Origin of the sequence: uncultured Alteromonas sp., assembly GCF_963976965.1 — a bacterium.
GTDB classification, from domain to species: Bacteria; Pseudomonadota; Gammaproteobacteria; order Enterobacterales; family Alteromonadaceae; genus Alteromonas; species Alteromonas naphthalenivorans.
Genome location: NZ_CAXBMP010000034.1, coordinates 1 through 17,299 on the forward strand (window position 1 = coordinate 1; position 17,299 = coordinate 17,299).

Consider the following 17,299-nt stretch of genomic DNA (forward strand, 5'->3'; position numbering starts at 1 on the left):
CCTAGATACGACGTCTCAATATGTGAATGAGCCAGGTTATACCGAAGCATACTCACAAATTGATTTTAGTATGTCGTATGAGGTGTCTGACGCATTAACGGTATCGTTTGAAGGGATAAACATTACCGATGAAAATATTCGTCGACACGGAAGAACTAGCGCAATGCTATGGCAACTAGATGAATTAGGCGCACGTTACGCATTGGGTGCTCGTTACACCTTTTAAATAAAGCGTACGCTTAGATGATATATGGCCTATTGGGGTGGAATGCGTTGCACCTCAATGGGCTTTTTTGTCATAGTGGATCCTAAATAAAATACTAAATTAAACACAACGCTTAGTAATAAAGAAACAAACCCCCTACACAAAATGAAAAGGGTAAACAGTGTCGAACCAACCTATTAAGCATGTAGTCATTGTGGGCGGTGGAACCGCTGGTTGGCTGTGCGCTGGAGTATTAGCCGCTAGGCTGGGTAAAAGAATAAGCAACAGAACAAATACCAATAGCAACAACCCAAACCACGCACAACACATTCGTGAAGAAAGCGCCATACACATTACACTGGTGGAATCACCCAATGTGCCGAGTATCGGCGTGGGAGAAGGTTCTTGGCCTTCATTACGCGATACACTTCAAGAAATAGGTATCAAGGAAGCAGAATTTCTTACTTGCTGTAATGCATCCTTCAAACAAGGTTCTACCTTTGCTAGCTGGCGAAACGGTCAACAAAATGATAATTATCAACACCCTTTCACTACACCCACAGGCTATACTGAACTTGATATTCACCGTTGCTGGCAACAGTTTTTCAGTAACGAATCGTTTGAGCAAAGCTTTTGCTTACAACCCGATATTTGCGATGCTGGACTAGCACCAAAGCAAAACTCCACGCCTGAATATGCTTACGTACTGAATTACGGCTATCATTTTGACGCCTCCGCATTAGCGACCCTGCTTACAAACCATTGTAAAACCAGCTTAGGTGTAAAGCACACGCAAGCGCATATTGCGAACGTGGTTACACAAGATAATGGCGATATCGAGTCGCTGGTGACTGAAAACGGCGATACGATAAAAGGTGACTTGTTTATTGATTGTAGCGGTCAACAAGGGCTATTAATCGACAAACATTACCATGTGCCATGGCATTCAGTGTCGTCGGTGCTGCTAAATAACCGCGCCGTGGCCGTACAGGTGCCTTATGGCAGCATCGACTTGTCGGCATCTGCCGATACCATTGCTTCAACGACAATCGCCACAGCCCAAACCTGCGGTTGGACGTGGGATATTGGCTTGCAACACCGTCGTGGTGTGGGGCTAGTGTATGCCAGTGACTATGCAAGCGAGGAAAATGCAGAATCTATACTGCGCGAGCACTTAGCAAAGCGGTTACCCCAAAGTGAGTTAGAAAACCTCACATATAGACATTTACAGTTTGACCCAGGCTATCGAAAGCAGTTTTGGGTAAATAATTGTATTGGTATGGGGATGTCAGCAGGCTTTATCGAGCCGTTAGAGGCCTCGGCAATTGCGATGGTTGAGCTAGGTATTCGCATGCTGTGCGACCAATTTCCGCAGAACCGACAACACATGAGTCACGTGGCCTCGCGTTACAATCAGCGTTTTACCTATCGCTGGGAAAGAGTTATCGACTTTCTAAAATTACACTATGTGTTAAGCGAAAGAGAAGAGCCCTACTGGTTAGCACAGCGAAGTGAATCCAGTATTCCAGACTCGCTGAACGCGCTACTTGATTTGTGGCAATATCAAGCGCCTTCTCGCTACGATCTTATTGAAAATGAGGAAATCTTTCCTTCGGCAAGCTATCAATACATTTTGTACGGTATGGGGTTTCACACCACCGGCAGACAGCTTGATAAAAACAGCAACATGGTTAAAAAAGCCTTCGCGTTAAAACAAAGCCTACAAAAAGGCAAACGCCAATTGCTTGCTGGGTTGCCAACCAACCGCGATTTACTCACCGCCATTTCTCATTGTGTAGAGAAAGAAACCACAACAAATGATAACGACAAGAAAGAAGGACCTCGCCATGATGTCATCGGATTCCGATAATTCAAACACTTCGGGAGCGAAAACTAGCCCAGTAAAGCGTGTCGTGATTGCAGGTGGTGGCACCGCTGGCTGGATGGCGGCGACAGCGCTTTCAAAATTACTCGGCAAATCCCTTTCCATTACGCTGGTAGAATCAAAAGATATCGGCATTGTTGGTGTTGGCGAGGCGACCATCCCCCCTATTCGTACGTTCCACAAGCTCCTCGGTATAGACGAAAAAGCCTTCATGCGTGCCACCAATGCCACCTTCAAATTGGGCATAGAATTCGAAAACTGGCGAGAGCAAAATCACAGTTACATCCATTCATTTGGGGTAACAGGTCGAGAGTGCTGGGCAGGCGAATTTCATCACTTTTGGTTACGAGCAAAAGACCTGGGTTTTGGTGGTGACTTCGGTGATTACTGCACCGAATTAAAAGCCGCGAAAGAAGGTAAGTTTGCCTATGGCGAACGCATGCCAATGAACTTTGCCTATCACTTTGATGCCGTGGCTTACGGACGCTTTTTAAAAGAGCTAGCGGTAGAAGCGGGAGTGACGCATATTGAAGGTGATATTCAGCATGTAAGTAAATGCTCACATACCGGTTGTATATCTAGTATAAAGCTTTCGGATGGTCAGGAAATAGCGGGTGATTTATTTATCGACTGCACTGGGTTCAAAGGGCTGTTGATAGAAAAAACACTTCATACCGGGTATGAAAACTGGAGCCATTGGCTTCCCTGCGACAGTGCTTTGGCAGTACAAACCGCGTCGACGGGCGCGCCCATTCCTTATACAAAAAGTGTGGCACATACTGCGGGCTGGCGCTGGAAAATTCCGCTTCAAAATCGAGTGGGTAATGGTTTAGTTTACTGCAGCAATTATATGAGCGACGACGAAGCTAAAGACACCTTATTAAGTGCCATAGAAGGCGAGACGTTAAATGAACCAAGAATTATAAGATTTACACCAGGTAAACGTCGGTTAGGGTGGAATAAAAACTGTGTTGCATTAGGGTTAGCCAGCGGTTTTATCGAACCTTTGGAGTCTACTAGTATTCACCTGATCATGACCGGTATTGTACGCTTAATGCGCTTGTTTCCATTTGATGGAATAACCCAATCGACCGTAGATGAATACAATAATAAGTACAACAGTGAAATGGCAGCCATTCTCGATTTTATTGTGATGCACTATAAAGTGACCAACCGAAAAGACAGCCCATTCTGGGAACATTGCAATAGCATGGATATTCCCCCTTCCCTCACTCACAAAATAAACCTATTTAAACAAACTGGAAGAGTGTTTTTAGATGATGGGGATATCTTCCGCGTCGATTCGTGGACACAAGTTATGATGGGGCAAGGCGTGGTGCCAGAGCAATATCATCGGGTAGCCGATGAAATGTCTGAAACCGAACTTGAGCGGTTTCTAGCCGGCTTAAAACAACAGGTAGATAAACAGGTATCGGCGTTACCGTATCATCAAGACTTCCTTAAGAAATACCTGTAATTAATAGAGCGAAGTTGATTATCCTGTTTCACCATAAACTCATTCAATGATTAGGCTAATTATCAATTTATGGTGAACTGCTATGCTTTAGCCAACATTAAGCACTAGCGCCTAAATGAGTAGAAGATACTGCTAATCATTTTTTTACCAGTAGCCTTTACTAACAGCGCATGCACAGTTCGCCCCTTAGCGTGGTGCACAAATATTTCTTAAATAGGAAAATAGCCAGATGAAAGCTTACTCAGTATTGGATGTAATCGTTAAAGATGAGAGTTGGGTTCCAGCGTATATGGAAAGCGTGGGCGACATAGTGTCGAAACACGGTGGAGTATATTTAGCTAATAGCACTAACTACGAATTTGTAGAAGGTAGCGGTAATAAAGAAGCGGCGCGGGTTATTATCGAATGGCCATCTGTAGATGCTGGTAAAGCGTTTATGTCAGACCCAGCTTATCTTCCCCATTTAAAGGCACGTCAAGCTGGCACCATCAGTAATCACTTTTTGATTGAAGGCAAAGCCTGATATTGCGTTAGCGCAGTGTCCGCCGCATTAGTGTCGCGTTGGCTCTTCAACAATACGCCATAAGCACTATGCCGGAAGTGGGGAGATGAATTATCTATCCAAGCTCGGCCTAGTGCGAATGGAAGTGTTATCAATTAGCGTGGCATATTCCCAATCTGCTTAAGAATACTGCCGAAGGCTTTGCCGCCATTTTTTTGAATTTGCTTATCGAAATATAAACTACCTAAAACAAAAACGGTGATATGACCTACCGAGCGCCATGTCGCATGGGTTTTGCCGTCGATTTTCTTCAACGTAATTTCACCTAATTGGTGATCATAAGGAAGCGGTTTTGACTTCACCACTTTATAGCCTAATTTATAGGGAGGATCGTAAGCGACTATTTCTTCATGCAAGTTGGCCCCACCCGCAATAATCTCTCGCACAGCACCAAGACCATTTTGTTCCAACTTACCTTCAACAATAAGGTTGGATGCTTCCACGCCTTTAAATTGTGCATAGTTTGCATGGTCACTTAACGTGGCAAAAACAAAGTCTATTGGCTGGTCGATAATCCGCTCTACATGAATTGAAAACATCCACTGCCCCTGATGCATTTATTGTTATTGAGTACGACTGATTTATTCACTGCTTACTCAAATATAAAGCAACAGATATATAGCTCAAATAACCACTTTTGATTTGTAACTAGAGGTTGAGGGAGGGCGCTGATAAGCACTTATGGTAAAAGCTTAAAAAAACCTCGCGATATCGCGAGGTTTCTAAGTTTATTGTTCGATTTACTAAGGGTTACTGAGCTTTATTCAATATTCTGAATTTGCTCATTGAGTAGCGGCCTAGACCCTAACAAACTCAATGAGTTATCGAAAAGAAACCGTTCAAAAATGCCTGTTTGCCCACCAAACTGCCCACCACTTGCCTATGGCTTTTACTAAATCTTAGTGGTTAGCAATGGAAAAACAGTGTCGTTTTTATGCTGCTGTTAGAGCAAAACATAGCAGTTTTGAAGGGCTTTATCGAGTAATTTTTTCAACACTTTATTTAATAATGGATACAATAATATCCACTTTATGTTTTATTTCGATATAATGGATATGACTGTATCCATTTGGCCTTTGCGGATGAAATTTACCTTACTTGATGATACCGATGTAAGCCACGCCTATGCGGCTTATTTACGTGAGTTACGAAAGCAGGCAAAGCTGTCACGAGCGGCGCTTGCTGAGCGAAGCTGCGTACCTGCGGCCACCATTAAGAAATTTGAGCTGACCGGGCAAATTTCATTTCGCCAATTGCTGTTGCTATGGCAGACCCTTGATTCGCTAGAGAGGCTCTATCAACTCACACAACCTAGCAAAGAACGGGTCACTATGCCCTCTAGTATTGATGAGGTGCTAAAAGATGAGTTTTAAACCCATTCAAAAACTCGCCGTGACTCGCACCTTAAGTTCAGGTGAGCAGGTTGCAGTAGGGGTCTTGGCGCAGAATCGGCAAGGCGTTTTTTTCCAGTATGCAGACAGCTACTTGCAGCAGTTTGGCAACTTATCACCTTTTACCTTGCATGCGAACGCGCAAGTTCAAGTCGCTCCTAAAGCGCCGCACCAAGGTGTACATGGCGTATTTGGAGATTGTTTACCCGATGGCTGGGGCATGCTGTTACAAGATCGTATTTTCCGGCAAAAGGGCATCCTACCTAATCAATTAACGGCGATGGATAGACTGGCCTTTGTCGGTGATAAAGGCATGGGAGCATTGTCTTTTTCTCCGGTGTCTGAGTTTTCAGCCACCACGCACGCGGATATTGATTTAGCGACGTTAGGCTTAGAAGCACAAACGCTGTTCGATTCTTCGATGTCAGATTATATGGATGATAATCACGATGAGTTAGATGGGCATACTCAACAGGTGTTGGCCGCATTAGTCGCCGGAGGTAGTTCGGGTGGGGCAAGGCCTAAGGCACAAATTTATATGCCTGCTGGGGAAACTCAGTATTGTCGAACCTTCGCTCAGCTTGGAGATGAGGCTTGGCTGATTAAATTTACTTCTAAAAATCTCGCGCTCGGGCATGAAGAAGGTTTGTGCGAGGCAGTTTATTTACAAATGGCAGAACTTGCTAAGTGTCAACCGCCGCAATGGCAACTCATTGAAGCACCACCTACCAGCGGTGCGCCTGCCTGGTTAGCGCTTAAGCGTTTTGATTATGTCACTGAACAGGCCGATTTAGGCAGTAATCGCAGTTCAGGTCGCCTGCATATGCACAGCGCTTGCGGGCTAATGGATGCAGACTTTCGAACGCCAAGTTTAGATTACATTGATTTAATTAAAGCCAGCCGTCAGTTGTGTAAATCGCCAGCGGCTGGACAACTGCAATTTCGCCGCGCCATTTTTAATCTGCTGTCGTCTAATCAAGACGACCACAGTAAAAACTGGGCGTTTTTGCAAGCGGATGACGGTCAATGGGATCCTGCCCCTTTTTACGATGTGACTTACAGCCCACATCCATTCAACGAACACGCCACTGTGTTCGGAGGTTATGGTAAAGCGCCACCGCTTAAGGTGATGCAAAAACTAGCGACCAGTGCGGGCTATGGGAGTTGGCATGATGCAAGGCAAGTCATTGAAGAAGTTGCAGAAGCCATCAGCCAATTTGCTTATCTTGCGACGCAGCTAGAGATCAGTAAAACAACAGTGTCTGCGATTGCTAAGACATTGGAGCAGCGCAAACAAGAAAATGCAGCGCTTTTTCAATGAAAGTAAAACAAACTTTTCAATTCACAATAAATAGATAGCAAGGTCATCGTGAGCGAATATCAATACTATAAATTTGAGCGTCTGGATGGGTATTTAGATGCTAAAGCACGTCAAGCACTCCGATCAATTTCAAGCCGTGCCGAGATCAGTGCTACGTCCTTTCAGGTGTATTACACCTACAGTGACTTAAAGGCAGAGCCTTTTGAGCTGATGTTAAAATACTTTGATATCGGTTTTTACTATGCCGATTGGGGCTCAATCGATGCCTACATCAAGCTACCAGCAGGAACGCTCCCTGAAGCTTTACTTTGCTTTTCAAGTGATGGGCTTCATATTCACGAAAACGATGAGTGGCAGTTGCTGATTTTTTCCCTTGAGGAGTATGATGAGTATTTTGACGATGAGCATGCTGACGACTTTTTCCAGCATTTAGCCGCTTTACGCGGCGGGTTAATGCAAGGGGATTGGCGCCTTGTGTACTTTATGTGGCTCAAAGCGTTTGATTTTAATGATGGCGTTGAGCGAGTGCCGTTAATTCAATTCGATTTTGAGCACCTCAGTGAAGAGGAGCAGGCGTTTGCTGCGCTGTATGATATTCCCTTAGCATTGGTTAAGGCGCTCGCCATGGTGCTGAAGGAGCAACCCAGTCACCAAGCCAAACAAACCCAATTTCAATTTGATGAATGGCTCCATAATCTCTCGCAAGCAGAGAAAGACACGCTATTACGCACGTTGTTTGAGCAAGGCCAGCTAACCCGACACCAAGCCTTAGCGCTGACGCGAAAAGAACCTGTCAACACAGACGAGATCTATCAGTATTGGTTAACCCCCGAGGTAATTTCTCCTTTTATTGAGCAAGCGCAAAGTCAATTACAGCAAGAGCAAGCCGCAGCACTCGCAAAAAAATTAGCTATCGAAAAAGCGGAAAAAGAAAAAGCGTTGACGGATATCTACAATCAACGTGAGCACTACTGGCAGCAATCACAAGAGCAAGCGGATCGAACTTGCGCCAGTGGTTACGATGCGGCATCACGCTATCTGCATCAGCTGTTTGAGGCCTATCAGTTCAAAGCTGATGAAGCGGCGTTTGAACAACGATTTAAGCGCTTTGTTGTGGCGAATAATAGCCGTAAAGCACTGTTAAATCGCTTGAGTGATTTGCTTTAAACGATGAGGCAAGAGACTGGCCAAATGACGTTAGCAAAAAACCGATTGAGGGTTGGTTGAAAGGTTGTAAGCCCACCAAAGGTCTACAAATTGTTACCTATGAAGTCACTTTGTGTAGACCTCGGGGTCTAAGCAACGCGCTTTTACCATCTCTGTGGTAAATACTGCGTGAAATACAAAGGCATCACGATATTGGTTTGCTCTAATGCGGATGAGCCTTGTGTACCCGTTAACTTAAAGGTTTTACTTGGAGTACATTTTTCAACGTAGGATGCCAACGATTTTGCTCTTTTACGTTTACCACTTTTGACCTCCACAGGGACGATATCGCCTTCATCGGTCGCCAAAATAAATTCGATTTCGGCGCGGGCGTCATTCCATGAATAGCTTGGGTCAACGCCAATGGCAGTGAGCTCTTGTTGCACAAAGTTTTCAGCCACATAGCCTCTGTAGTTATAAACAGAGAGATCATAGTTTTGCTGTTTAATCTCTTTATAACTGCTGCCGAGCATATGATTAAGCAGGCCCACATCAAACAGAAACAGTTTCACCATATTTTCTTTTTTATAGGCCGCTAACGGAGATTTCGACAATCCTTCAATAGGGTAGTTTGGCAAAGCTAAGCGGCAGCAGTTAAGCCAATGGATCGCGGTTTCAAAATCGCTATAACGAGATTTACGCTCATGCACATGCTTAAATTTAAAGCGTTTAACCGACTCATCGCTGACAAGTGATAGCTGGGCTGGAATGCTATTAAATACCGATTCAATCAGTGTGGCGTCGACCTTGCCCGCGTACTTACCAAAATCGCGGCGATAACCTTCCACTAAATCGGCATGAATTTTTGTGACTTTTTCAACACGCTCTAGAATGCTTGAATCCTTATACTGATACCAAGCAGAAACGGCTTCCGGCATACCACCAGTAAAAAAGTAGTCAGTGAGTTTGTCCATCAATTTGGTGTGTACTGCCGGTGTGCTTGCTTGACTATCAAACGCTTTGATCAGCGCTTGCTCGTTGGATGCGTAAATAAATTCTTGGAAGGTCAGTGGTCGTAAATTGTATTGTTCTACCTTGCCCACAGGGAAGGTGTTGAGCAAACCAATATTCGAGCCGCTGGCAGCGACAAAATAGGACGGTGCTTTTTCAGCAAAGTACTTTAGTGAGGTAACGGCACGTTCACATTCGCCAATTTCATCTAATATCAGCAGATCGGTTTCTGGGTTGAACGCTTGGTTGGTTAACAACTCAATGTTCATTACTAGCTCGTCAGGTGACAGAGAGCCATCGAACGCTTCTTTGTAGGCAGGGTTTTCAAGGAAGTCGATACGAAGGATGTTGGCAAAGGTGTTCCCAAATATCTCTTGTAGCAGATAGGTTTTACCTGTTTGTCTTGCACCATCGATCAATAATGGCTTGCGCACCGGTTGATTTTTCCATGCTATTAGGGCGTTGAGTAAGTTGCGCTGCATTGTCATTTCCCGCCAATTAAGACTGTTAACTGCCTGTAGTATAACTCAGTCTACACTTTAACGCGCAGAAAAGTGTGGAATTATACATTTTTATGCGCATAAAAGTGTAATCCGCAACCTTTGGCATTCAGGGATCCATTTCATCGCCTTGACCAACGCGCAAGCTAAACCTAAAGGTGGGATATAAATCCAATTATATTGAGTAAAGTAGGAATATAGTCCTACATATAAATTGTTGGAGTTGCTTGGGATTCAAAGTTGGACTATATTCCCATTAACGGTTAAATAGTGGGAATATAGTCCCTTTGGTTGGTGATATGGCTAAGCGTGACTTACACAATGTACTGTTTCCAAAGCAGCGCAAAATCCTGAGGCATTTTGGTGAAGACTTGCTGTTGGCGATGAAACGACGTGGTTTTACAAAAAAGCTACTGTGTGAACGTACTGGTTTTGATCATAAAACCGTGAATAAAGTCTTCGCCGGTGATCCGGGCGTTGCCATAGGCACTTACTTAAAAGTGATGGCTGTTCTTGGCATGGAAAGCAACTTTGCAGAAATGGCCGCTCATGATGAAGTGGGTATCAAGCTGCAAAACATAAAATTGCTGGAAGGTTCAAAATGAGCCGTGAAATCGTCGAAGTCTATGCCGACTGGCAGCCAATTGAAGCGCCTTTGCTAATTGGGCTGCTTGCTCACAGTGATTCAAGCCGAGGTGGCGTATTTAGTTTTGCCTACGATAAAGCATTTTTAACCTCAGCCTATCGCTTGCAAATTGATCCAATCCTAACGCTTCACTCCGGTGAACTCTATAACGATGAAGCCGATAAAAACTTTCGCGCATTTCTTGATTCATCGCCTGATAGATGGGGGCGTATTTTAATGCAGCGGCGTGCGGCGATTGAGGCGCGCAAAGGCATTCGAGCAACAAGTCGATTAAACGAATTGGATTACCTGCTGGGCGTACATGACTCTTATCGGATGGGGGGGATTCGATTTAAGCGAGTAGGCTCGGATGCTTTTTTGGACGGCAACTCTGAGTTTGCTGCGCCACCAATGGCTTCTTTGCGAGAGCTAGAGCACGCAGCAATGCAGATTGAAAAAGACGATAACATCGACAGTGACGAGTATTACCGCTGGTTGAAAATGCTGATTTCTCCAGGCTCATCATTAGGTGGTGCAAGGCCCAAGGCTTGTGTCACAGATGAACAAGGCCACTTGTGGATTGCCAAGTTTCCCAATCTAAATGATACCCATGACGTGGGCGCATGGGAGATGGTCTGTTATGAATTGGCTCTTGCGGCAGGTGTTCACATGTTTCCAAGTGAGATCAAGCAATTTTCGTCACAGCACCATACCTTTTTAACCAAACGGTTTGACCGCGACGGTGAAAAGCGGCTGCATTTTTCATCGGCCATGACACAGCTTCAATACTATGATGGTGAACAATCTCAAGGTGCTAGCTACTTAGAGATTGCTGAATTTATTTCCAATTCTGGTGCACAAACCGCAGCCGATTTAGCTCAGTTATGGCGTCGAATCGTGTTTAATATTGCGGTGTCCAACACGGATGATCACCTGCGTAACCATGGGTTTTTATTAACAAAGAATGGCTGGAAGTTATCACCCGCTTATGATTTAAACCCGATAGTGGGTAAGCATGGCCTGCATCTGAATATTACCGATGCAGACAACGCTTTAGACTACCAGCTAGCCTTTGATGTGAAAGACTTCTTCAGACTTTCGCAAACCCAAGCCACGCAAATTTACGATGAAGTATTAATGGCGGTTAAGCAATGGCAAACCGTTGCTAAGCGGCTAGGGATCAGCCGAGCGGAGCAAGCCATGAAACAATCAGCGTTTAACGTTTAATGAGTCAGTGAAACTATATTTTCATTTTTCAGCAGATAAAGAAGTTTTAGTTTCACTTTATGCTTTGCCTCATACTCCATGTGTTTTAACACTTCGCTCATCCCTTGGGCTTTTGGGGCAGTTTGGGCAAAGCCTTAGTTCACGCCACTTAGCCACGCACCAACCCTGCCCACAGAACAATTATTATTTGGGGCACTATCTACAAACTGGGGCAAGTAGCTACTTGTACCCTCAGAAAGCTGCACGATCTGGGCATTTATCTGCCTACTGCGTCCGTTTAACTCTTTGATAATAGCGGGGCAAACTCCTAACTGAACTTAACAGATCAGTGAGGAAGCAAACGATGAACCCAACGACACAATCATCCACCACATCAACACACCCAGCGCGTCAGCAGCGGATTTTGCGCTTGCCCGAGGTAAAGGCCAAAACAGGCTTTGGCCGCAGTACCATTTATGCCCTGATGGCCAGCGGTGAATTTCCACGTTCCATTCGTATTGGTGCGCGTGCCGTGGGCTGGTTAGAAAGCGATATCGACCAGTGGATTGAAACCCGCCGTATCGGTGCTGCTTATGGCCGTGGATAAACCATCAGCATTAAACCAATTATCTGCCAGTGATATGCCTAGCAACGAGCCAACATTACCAGCTGGTTTTGCCTATAACGAGCAAAACTGGCTGGTGATGCAACCGGCAGGGCAAGATAGCCCAGTCAAAATCTGTTCTTGGCTGCAAGTTGCTGCTCGCACCCGCGATCCGCAAGGGGACAACTACGGCTATTTATTGCACTGGTTAGACGATGACAATCGCCATCGCTACTGGGCCATGCCCGCAGAACTATTGGCCGGAGACGGCAGCGAGTACCGCCGAATTCTACTTAGCCGAGGCATGCGGCTTAGTAACAGTGTCAAAGCGCGGCAGTTGCTCTCGCTGTTTATTCAACAAATGGGCGAACTGGCCACGCAAAAGGCCATCAGCGTCAACTGCATTGGCTGGCATCATAACGCTTATGTGCATCCGCGCCTCACTTTTTACCCAAGCGAACACAGCAACAACCCGCGCATGGTGTTGCAAACCATGCACCCGATAGAAGGCTTTATTCAACAAGGCAGTAGCGACACTTGGCGGCAGCACGTAGGCCGTTATTGTCTGGATAACCCGCTATTAATTGTTGGCGTTTGTGCTGCACTGGCTGCACCTTTATTGCATTTGTGCGGGGTGGATGGTTTTGGTTTACACCTCTACGGTGCCAGCAGTACTGGTAAAACCGCAGCGTTGTATCCGGCGTTATCAGTGTGGGGCGAGCCTAATCAACTACGCCACAGTTGGCGTGCCACGGCCAACGGTTTAGAAGGCACAGCATTAGCGCATAACGATGCCTTACTGGCGCTCGATGAAATGGGCGAAGTTGACCCAAAAGAGGCGGGCGATGTCGCTTACATGCTTGCCAATGGTCAAGGTAAAACTCGTGCAGGCAAATACGGTGAAATGCGCTTACCCGCCCGCTGGCGTTTGGTGTTTTTATCCACTGGCGAAGTGACGCTTGAAAGCCATCTGGCCAGTATCGGCAAGCGCGTAAAAGCCGGCCAGCAAGTGCGAGTGATTGATCTCAGTGCCGATGCTGGAGCGCAAATGGGCGTGTTTAACCAGAGTCATGGTATGAACGCCGCCGATTTAGCCGATCACCTAAAACAGCAAAGCCGCCAACATTACGGCAGCTTGGCCTTGGATTGGTTACGGTATTTAACGCAGCACAGCGCGCAGGTGTGCCCCGTTTTCCAAAACGTACGCCAACGCTTTTTAGCCAGTTTACCTCCCGAGTCAGACGGCCAAGTGCGCCGAGTCGCCGAAAAATTTGCCTTACTGGCCAGCGCTGGCCTGTTAGCCATTCAAGCCAAAGTACTTGATTGGCCAGCTCAAAGTGTCGAAGCTGCCTGTTTAAGCCAGCTTAACCAATGGATACTTGCCCGCGGTGGCGTGGCCGCCAATGAAGATCAACAAGCCATTCGCCAGGTGCGCAGTTTTATTGAGCAACATGGCGAAAGCCGCTTTACGCCTAAACAAACCGGTTACAGCAGCCAAGTACGCCAACGCGCGGGTTGGATTGACTCTACAGGCCCACAAACCCTCTACCTGTTTTACCCAACTGGCTGGCGTGAAGCTACTGAAGGTCTAAGCCCAGATCGTGCCGCCAAAGCACTGATGGCGGCAGGCTACCTAGTCCCCGATGGTAATCGGCCACAGCGCAAAGTCAGCCTGCCCGACAACACCCGCCCACGTATGTACTGCGTGAAAGGCAGTATTTTGGATGACTAAAAAGGTGATGAGCCCTGTGTAGGCTTGTCGCCTTGCAGTGCACCGCCAGTCAACCTAAATAGCTAGCGATACTTGAAGTCCAACGCAGACAATACCGTTAGAGGCATTCCCGTTAACCGCTAGCGTACCAACAACCAGCACTGAACGAATAACAAATACGCTCAATTATTTGGTTTTAACTCAAATAAGTTGAGAATAATCATAATCGTGGTAGGGTAAGCAACAGTGAAAAATCCCCAAGTTTATGGTTAAGAAAACACCGTGGAGAGAGCATGATCCGCTGCCACCTAGCCCGATTAATGGGTGAGAGAAAAATGCGCATTAGCGACGTGATGCGAGAAACCGGCCTAAGCCGCACCACCGTCACGCTACTTTACAAAGAAACCGCGCTCAAGGTGGACTTAGAGGCGCTCGATAAGCTGTGTGAGTTATTTAACTGCCCTCTAAGTGATTTGCTTGAGCAGGTTCCTAATTAAAACGACTACAAGGAATGTTATGGCCTTCAATACCAATAAATTTAATGAAGATAGCCGAGTAAAAATCCCTGCTATTCTTCATTTAATGCGTCTAGGTTATAAGTACCTGTCACTTAAAGGGCAAAGCTGGGATCTCGACACCAATATCTTCCCTGACGTATTCAAAGCCGCTATCGGCAAAATTAACCCTGATATTGAAGATGCTGAAGCTGGTCGTTTGCTAGAAGATGTTAAACTACTGCTGGATAACGAAGACCTAGGCAAAGCCTTCTTTGAGCGCCTGTCAGAGCGTTCAAATACCAAGCTGATCGACTTTGAGAATTTCAATAACAATACCTTCCATGTTGTTACCGAGCTAACCTGCCAAAACGGCGATGAAGAATTCCGCCCAGATATCACTTTGCTTATCAATGGTATGCCGTTAGTGTTTATCGAGGTAAAAAAGCCTAACAACCGTGAAGGCATCCTCGCTGAGCGCGACCGTATTAATAAACGCTTTCAAAACCCTAAATTCAAGCGTTTTGCCAACATCACCCAGTTTATGATTTTCTCCAATAACATGGAGTACGACGACGGCGATCCAGAACCCGTACAAGGTGCGTTCTATGCCAGTAGCTCTTACCATAAGCCGGTATTTAACTATTTCCGCGAAGAAGAAATCTTAAACTTAACCGCCCTGTTGAAGCCGGTATCGGATGATGACGAGCTAAAAGTCTTAAAAGACAATAATCTGGAAGTGATCCGCAGTAACCCAGAGTTCCTGACCAACAAGCAATCCGAGCGCCCAACCAACCGCATTTGTACCTCTTTACTCAGCCGTGAGCGCTTAGCCTTTATTTTGCGTTACGCCTTGGCGTATGTGTCCGAGTCAGACGGACTACAAAAACACATCATGCGTTACCCGCAGTTGTTTGCGACCAAAGCTATTGAGCAAAAGCTCAGCGAAGGCGTGAAAAAAGGCATTATTTGGCACACACAGGGCAGTGGTAAAACTGCCCTAACGTTTTATAACGTGCGCTTTTTAACCGACTACTTTCAACAGCAGCAGGTCATCCCTAAGTTTTACTTTATCGTTGACCGCCTAGACCTACTGCAACAAGCGCAACGTGAATTTACCGCCCGTGGTTTAACCGTGCACACGATCAACTCACGGGATGCCTTTACCCGTGACATTAAAGCCACACAGGTGATCCATAACCATTCTGGCAAGCCAGAAATCACCGTGGTGAATATTCAAAAGTTCAAAGATGACCCAGATGTGGTCAGCACCAAAGACTACAACGTCGCGATACAGCGGGTGTATTTTTTAGACGAAGTTCACCGCAGCTATAACCCTAAAGGCAGTTTCTTAGCCAACTTAAGCCAGTCAGACAGCAACGCCATAAAAATAGGCTTAACCGGTACGCCGCTATTGGGAGATGACTACAACTCACGCGCCTTGTTTGGCGACTACATTCACAAGTACTACTACAACGCGTCCATTGCCGACGGTTACACCTTGCGATTAATCCGTGAAGAGATCAGTACTCAATACAAAATTGAGCTTCAAAAAGCCCTTGAAGAAGCCGAAGTGAAAATGGGCGATGTGGATCGCAAACTGATTTACGCCCACCCAAGCTTTGTTGAGCCCATGCTGACTTACATCGTAAACGACTTTGAAAAAAGCCGTGGCGCATTAAACGATGCAACCATTGGTGGCATGGTTATTTGCGACAGCTCAGATCAAGCCAAGCAGATGTTTGAAATCTTCAATGGCGTTTATGCCGATGCACCTATTCTGCCGCAAACATCCAATTCAAATAGCCAAGTACTCGAAGTCGCTGAGCCTGCGCCAACCGCTTATGCCGAATCGGTTAAACGAGCCCAGAAGGTAAAAAACGCCGCCCTAATCCTGCATGACATCGGCACCAAAGAAGAGCGCAAAAACTGGGTCGAAGACTTCAAAGCAGGAAAAATCGACTTCCTGTTTGTGTACAACATGCTACTCACCGGTTTTGACGCCAAACGCCTGAAAAAGCTCTACCTTGGCCGAGTGATCCGCAAGCACAATTTGCTTCAAGCGCTCACACGAGTGAATCGTACTTACAAAGATTTCCGCTACGGTTATGTGGTCGATTTTGCCGATATTCGTAAAGAGTTTGATGCCACCAACAAAGCCTATTTCGACGAATTACAGTCAGAATTGGGCGATGAGATGGAGCACTACTCACACCTGTTTAAATCTCAGGAAGAGATCAAACAAGAAATCGAGCATATCAAAGACGTACTGTTCCGTTTTGATACCGACAACATGGAAGAGTTCTGCAATCAGATCAGCCAAATACAAGACCGCGACACCGTACTGGCGCTCAAAAAAGCCTTAGCCGATGCACGCAGCTTGTATAACTTGATCCGCTTGCAAGGCGAGTATGACTTTCTCGATGAACTGGATTTTGCCAAGCTCAATGTGTTGTATCGTGAAACCAGTAACCATCTGGATTTGCTCAACCTTAAAAACGACTTAGAAAGCGGCGAAGACACCAGTAACTTGCTCAACCGCGCCTTAGAAGACGTGATCTTCAAGTTTGTAAAAATCGGCGAAGAAGAACTAGTACTGGCAGACAAACTGAAAAACACCCTGCGCCAAACCCGTGAAGCACTGGCTAGCAATTTTGACCAGCAAGATCCACAGTTCATCAGCTTGAAAGAAGAACTAGAGCGCTTGTTTAAGAAGAAAAACTTAAGCGAAGTGACTCAAGATGAAATGGTGGCCAATATCGACGCGCTGAATAAAATTCACGACCGCGTCAAAGAGCTCAATCGCCAAAACAACCAACTGCGGCAAAAGTACTTAGGCGATGCCAAATACACCCGTATTCATAAACGTTTACAAGAGCGCCAGCAAAGCCAAAATGATATTAGCGAGTCCGAACGCAAAATTTTTGAAGCATTGGCAGGCGTGAAACAAGATGCCGACGAGCAAGTGCTCAACAACAGCCAAGTGCTCGATAACGAAAGTTACTTCGAACGGCAAATGATGCCGCTGGTGATTGGCCGCTTTATGAAAGAACAGCAAATCAAACTTAACGCCGACGCCTCGCGTTACATTAACCACCTCGTCGTCGCAGAATATTTAAAAGAATTTAATACCGGCAGCCAAGCGTGGTAATGCGGGTAAA

At 45.8% G+C, this 17,299-nt stretch carries 15 protein-coding genes; 13 read left to right on the top strand and 2 right to left on the bottom strand.

Annotation, left to right across the window (positions count from 1 at the left end; translation table 11 throughout):
- From AAC006_RS18600 to AAC006_RS18615, 4 genes are all read left to right on the top strand, one after another.
- The coding region (locus AAC006_RS18600) for a hypothetical protein (RefSeq protein WP_339892219.1) at positions 1–226 on the top strand (226 nt) is incomplete at its 5' end.
- A gap of 160 nt (positions 227–386) precedes the next feature.
- Positions 387–2,075: a tryptophan halogenase family protein gene (locus AAC006_RS18605; RefSeq protein WP_339892221.1), complete on the top strand. Its 1,689-nt coding sequence runs from the start codon at positions 387–389 to the stop codon at positions 2,073–2,075.
- Positions 2,053–3,567, top strand: coding sequence for a tryptophan halogenase family protein (locus tag AAC006_RS18610; RefSeq protein WP_013786796.1), 1,515 nt, complete (start codon positions 2,053–2,055; stop codon positions 3,565–3,567). Before AAC006_RS18605 ends, AAC006_RS18610 begins: the two co-directional genes overlap by 23 nt.
- A gap of 229 nt (positions 3,568–3,796) precedes the next feature.
- Complete coding sequence (locus AAC006_RS18615) at positions 3,797–4,090, top strand: DUF1330 domain-containing protein (RefSeq protein WP_013786795.1); 294 nt, start codon at positions 3,797–3,799, stop codon at positions 4,088–4,090.
- A 134-nt stretch (positions 4,091–4,224) separates the two neighbouring features.
- On the opposite strand, the gene AAC006_RS18620 is transcribed toward AAC006_RS18615, so the two are convergent.
- Entirely contained in the window at positions 4,225–4,668 is a 444-nt protein-coding gene (locus tag AAC006_RS18620) for an SRPBCC family protein (protein WP_013786794.1), read from the bottom strand.
- 543 nt (positions 4,669–5,211) lie between these two features.
- On the opposite strand from AAC006_RS18620, the gene AAC006_RS18625 reads away from it, so the two are divergent.
- From AAC006_RS18625 to AAC006_RS18635, 3 genes are read left to right on the top strand one after another with little or no spacing between them, the layout of a single operon-like run.
- Positions 5,212–5,502 carry a helix-turn-helix transcriptional regulator gene (locus AAC006_RS18625; protein WP_000673265.1) on the top strand — a complete coding sequence of 97 codons (291 nt, stop codon included), beginning with the start codon at positions 5,212–5,214 and terminating at the stop codon, positions 5,500–5,502.
- Entirely contained in the window at positions 5,492–6,841 is a 1,350-nt protein-coding gene (locus AAC006_RS18630) for a type II toxin-antitoxin system HipA family toxin (RefSeq protein WP_013786793.1), read from the top strand. The genes AAC006_RS18625 and AAC006_RS18630 overlap by 11 nt, the downstream gene beginning before the upstream one ends.
- Before the next feature lie 48 nt (positions 6,842–6,889).
- Positions 6,890–8,008 (top strand): hypothetical protein, encoded by a 1,119-nt coding sequence (locus tag AAC006_RS18635; RefSeq protein WP_339892224.1) that lies wholly within the window; start codon positions 6,890–6,892, stop codon positions 8,006–8,008.
- 143 nt (positions 8,009–8,151) lie between these two features.
- Here the strand turns inward: AAC006_RS18635 and AAC006_RS18640 are convergent, their stop codons facing one another.
- On the bottom strand, positions 8,152–9,480 hold the full coding sequence (locus tag AAC006_RS18640) for an AAA family ATPase (RefSeq protein WP_208804703.1): 1,329 nt from the start codon (positions 9,478–9,480) through the stop codon (positions 8,152–8,154).
- A gap of 317 nt (positions 9,481–9,797) precedes the next feature.
- Between AAC006_RS18640 and AAC006_RS18645 the strand changes: the two genes are divergently transcribed.
- From AAC006_RS18645 to AAC006_RS18670, 6 genes are all read left to right on the top strand, one after another.
- Positions 9,798–10,103, top strand: a complete 306-nt coding sequence (locus AAC006_RS18645; RefSeq protein ID WP_041453222.1) for a helix-turn-helix domain-containing protein — start codon at positions 9,798–9,800, stop codon at positions 10,101–10,103.
- A complete protein-coding gene (locus AAC006_RS18650; protein ID WP_015485376.1) occupies positions 10,100–11,350 on the top strand; it encodes a type II toxin-antitoxin system HipA family toxin in 1,251 nt (416 codons plus the stop codon). The genes AAC006_RS18645 and AAC006_RS18650 overlap by 4 nt, the downstream gene beginning before the upstream one ends.
- A gap of 343 nt (positions 11,351–11,693) precedes the next feature.
- Complete coding sequence (locus tag AAC006_RS18655; RefSeq protein WP_001070200.1) at positions 11,694–11,936, top strand: AlpA family transcriptional regulator; 243 nt, start codon at positions 11,694–11,696, stop codon at positions 11,934–11,936.
- Entirely contained in the window at positions 11,923–13,665 is a 1,743-nt protein-coding gene (locus AAC006_RS18660) for a DUF927 domain-containing protein (protein WP_339892226.1), read from the top strand. Before AAC006_RS18655 ends, AAC006_RS18660 begins: the two co-directional genes overlap by 14 nt.
- 272 nt (positions 13,666–13,937) lie before the next feature.
- Complete coding sequence (locus AAC006_RS18665) at positions 13,938–14,141, top strand: helix-turn-helix transcriptional regulator (protein WP_033539344.1); 204 nt, start codon at positions 13,938–13,940, stop codon at positions 14,139–14,141.
- Positions 14,142–14,160: 19 nt separating this feature from the next.
- Positions 14,161–17,289, top strand: coding sequence for a type I restriction endonuclease (locus AAC006_RS18670; RefSeq protein ID WP_339892229.1), 3,129 nt, complete (start codon positions 14,161–14,163; stop codon positions 17,287–17,289).
- Positions 17,290–17,299: the final 10 nt, after the last annotated feature.

Bases quoted from the DNA above. Each gene is read 5' to 3' on its own strand.
- AAC006_RS18610 (WP_013786796.1), top strand. From the start codon at position 2,053: ATGATGTCATCGGATTCCGATAATTCAAACACTTCGGGAGCGAAAACT.
- AAC006_RS18650 (WP_015485376.1), top strand. From the start codon at position 10,100: ATGAGCCGTGAAATCGTCGAAGTCTATGCCGACTGGCAGCCAATTGAA.
- AAC006_RS18630 (WP_013786793.1), top strand. From the start codon at position 5,492: ATGAGTTTTAAACCCATTCAAAAACTCGCCGTGACTCGCACCTTAAGT.
- AAC006_RS18615 (WP_013786795.1), top strand. From the start codon at position 3,797: ATGAAAGCTTACTCAGTATTGGATGTAATCGTTAAAGATGAGAGTTGG.
- AAC006_RS18640 (WP_208804703.1), bottom strand. From the start codon at position 9,480: ATGCAGCGCAACTTACTCAACGCCCTAATAGCATGGAAAAATCAACCG.
- AAC006_RS18665 (WP_033539344.1), top strand. From the start codon at position 13,938: ATGATCCGCTGCCACCTAGCCCGATTAATGGGTGAGAGAAAAATGCGC.
- AAC006_RS18620 (WP_013786794.1), bottom strand. From the start codon at position 4,668: ATGTTTTCAATTCATGTAGAGCGGATTATCGACCAGCCAATAGACTTT.
- AAC006_RS18645 (WP_041453222.1), top strand. From the start codon at position 9,798: ATGGCTAAGCGTGACTTACACAATGTACTGTTTCCAAAGCAGCGCAAA.
- AAC006_RS18625 (WP_000673265.1), top strand. From the start codon at position 5,212: ATGAAATTTACCTTACTTGATGATACCGATGTAAGCCACGCCTATGCG.
- AAC006_RS18655 (WP_001070200.1), top strand. From the start codon at position 11,694: ATGAACCCAACGACACAATCATCCACCACATCAACACACCCAGCGCGT.
- AAC006_RS18670 (WP_339892229.1), top strand. From the start codon at position 14,161: ATGGCCTTCAATACCAATAAATTTAATGAAGATAGCCGAGTAAAAATC.
- AAC006_RS18660 (WP_339892226.1), top strand. From the start codon at position 11,923: ATGGCCGTGGATAAACCATCAGCATTAAACCAATTATCTGCCAGTGAT.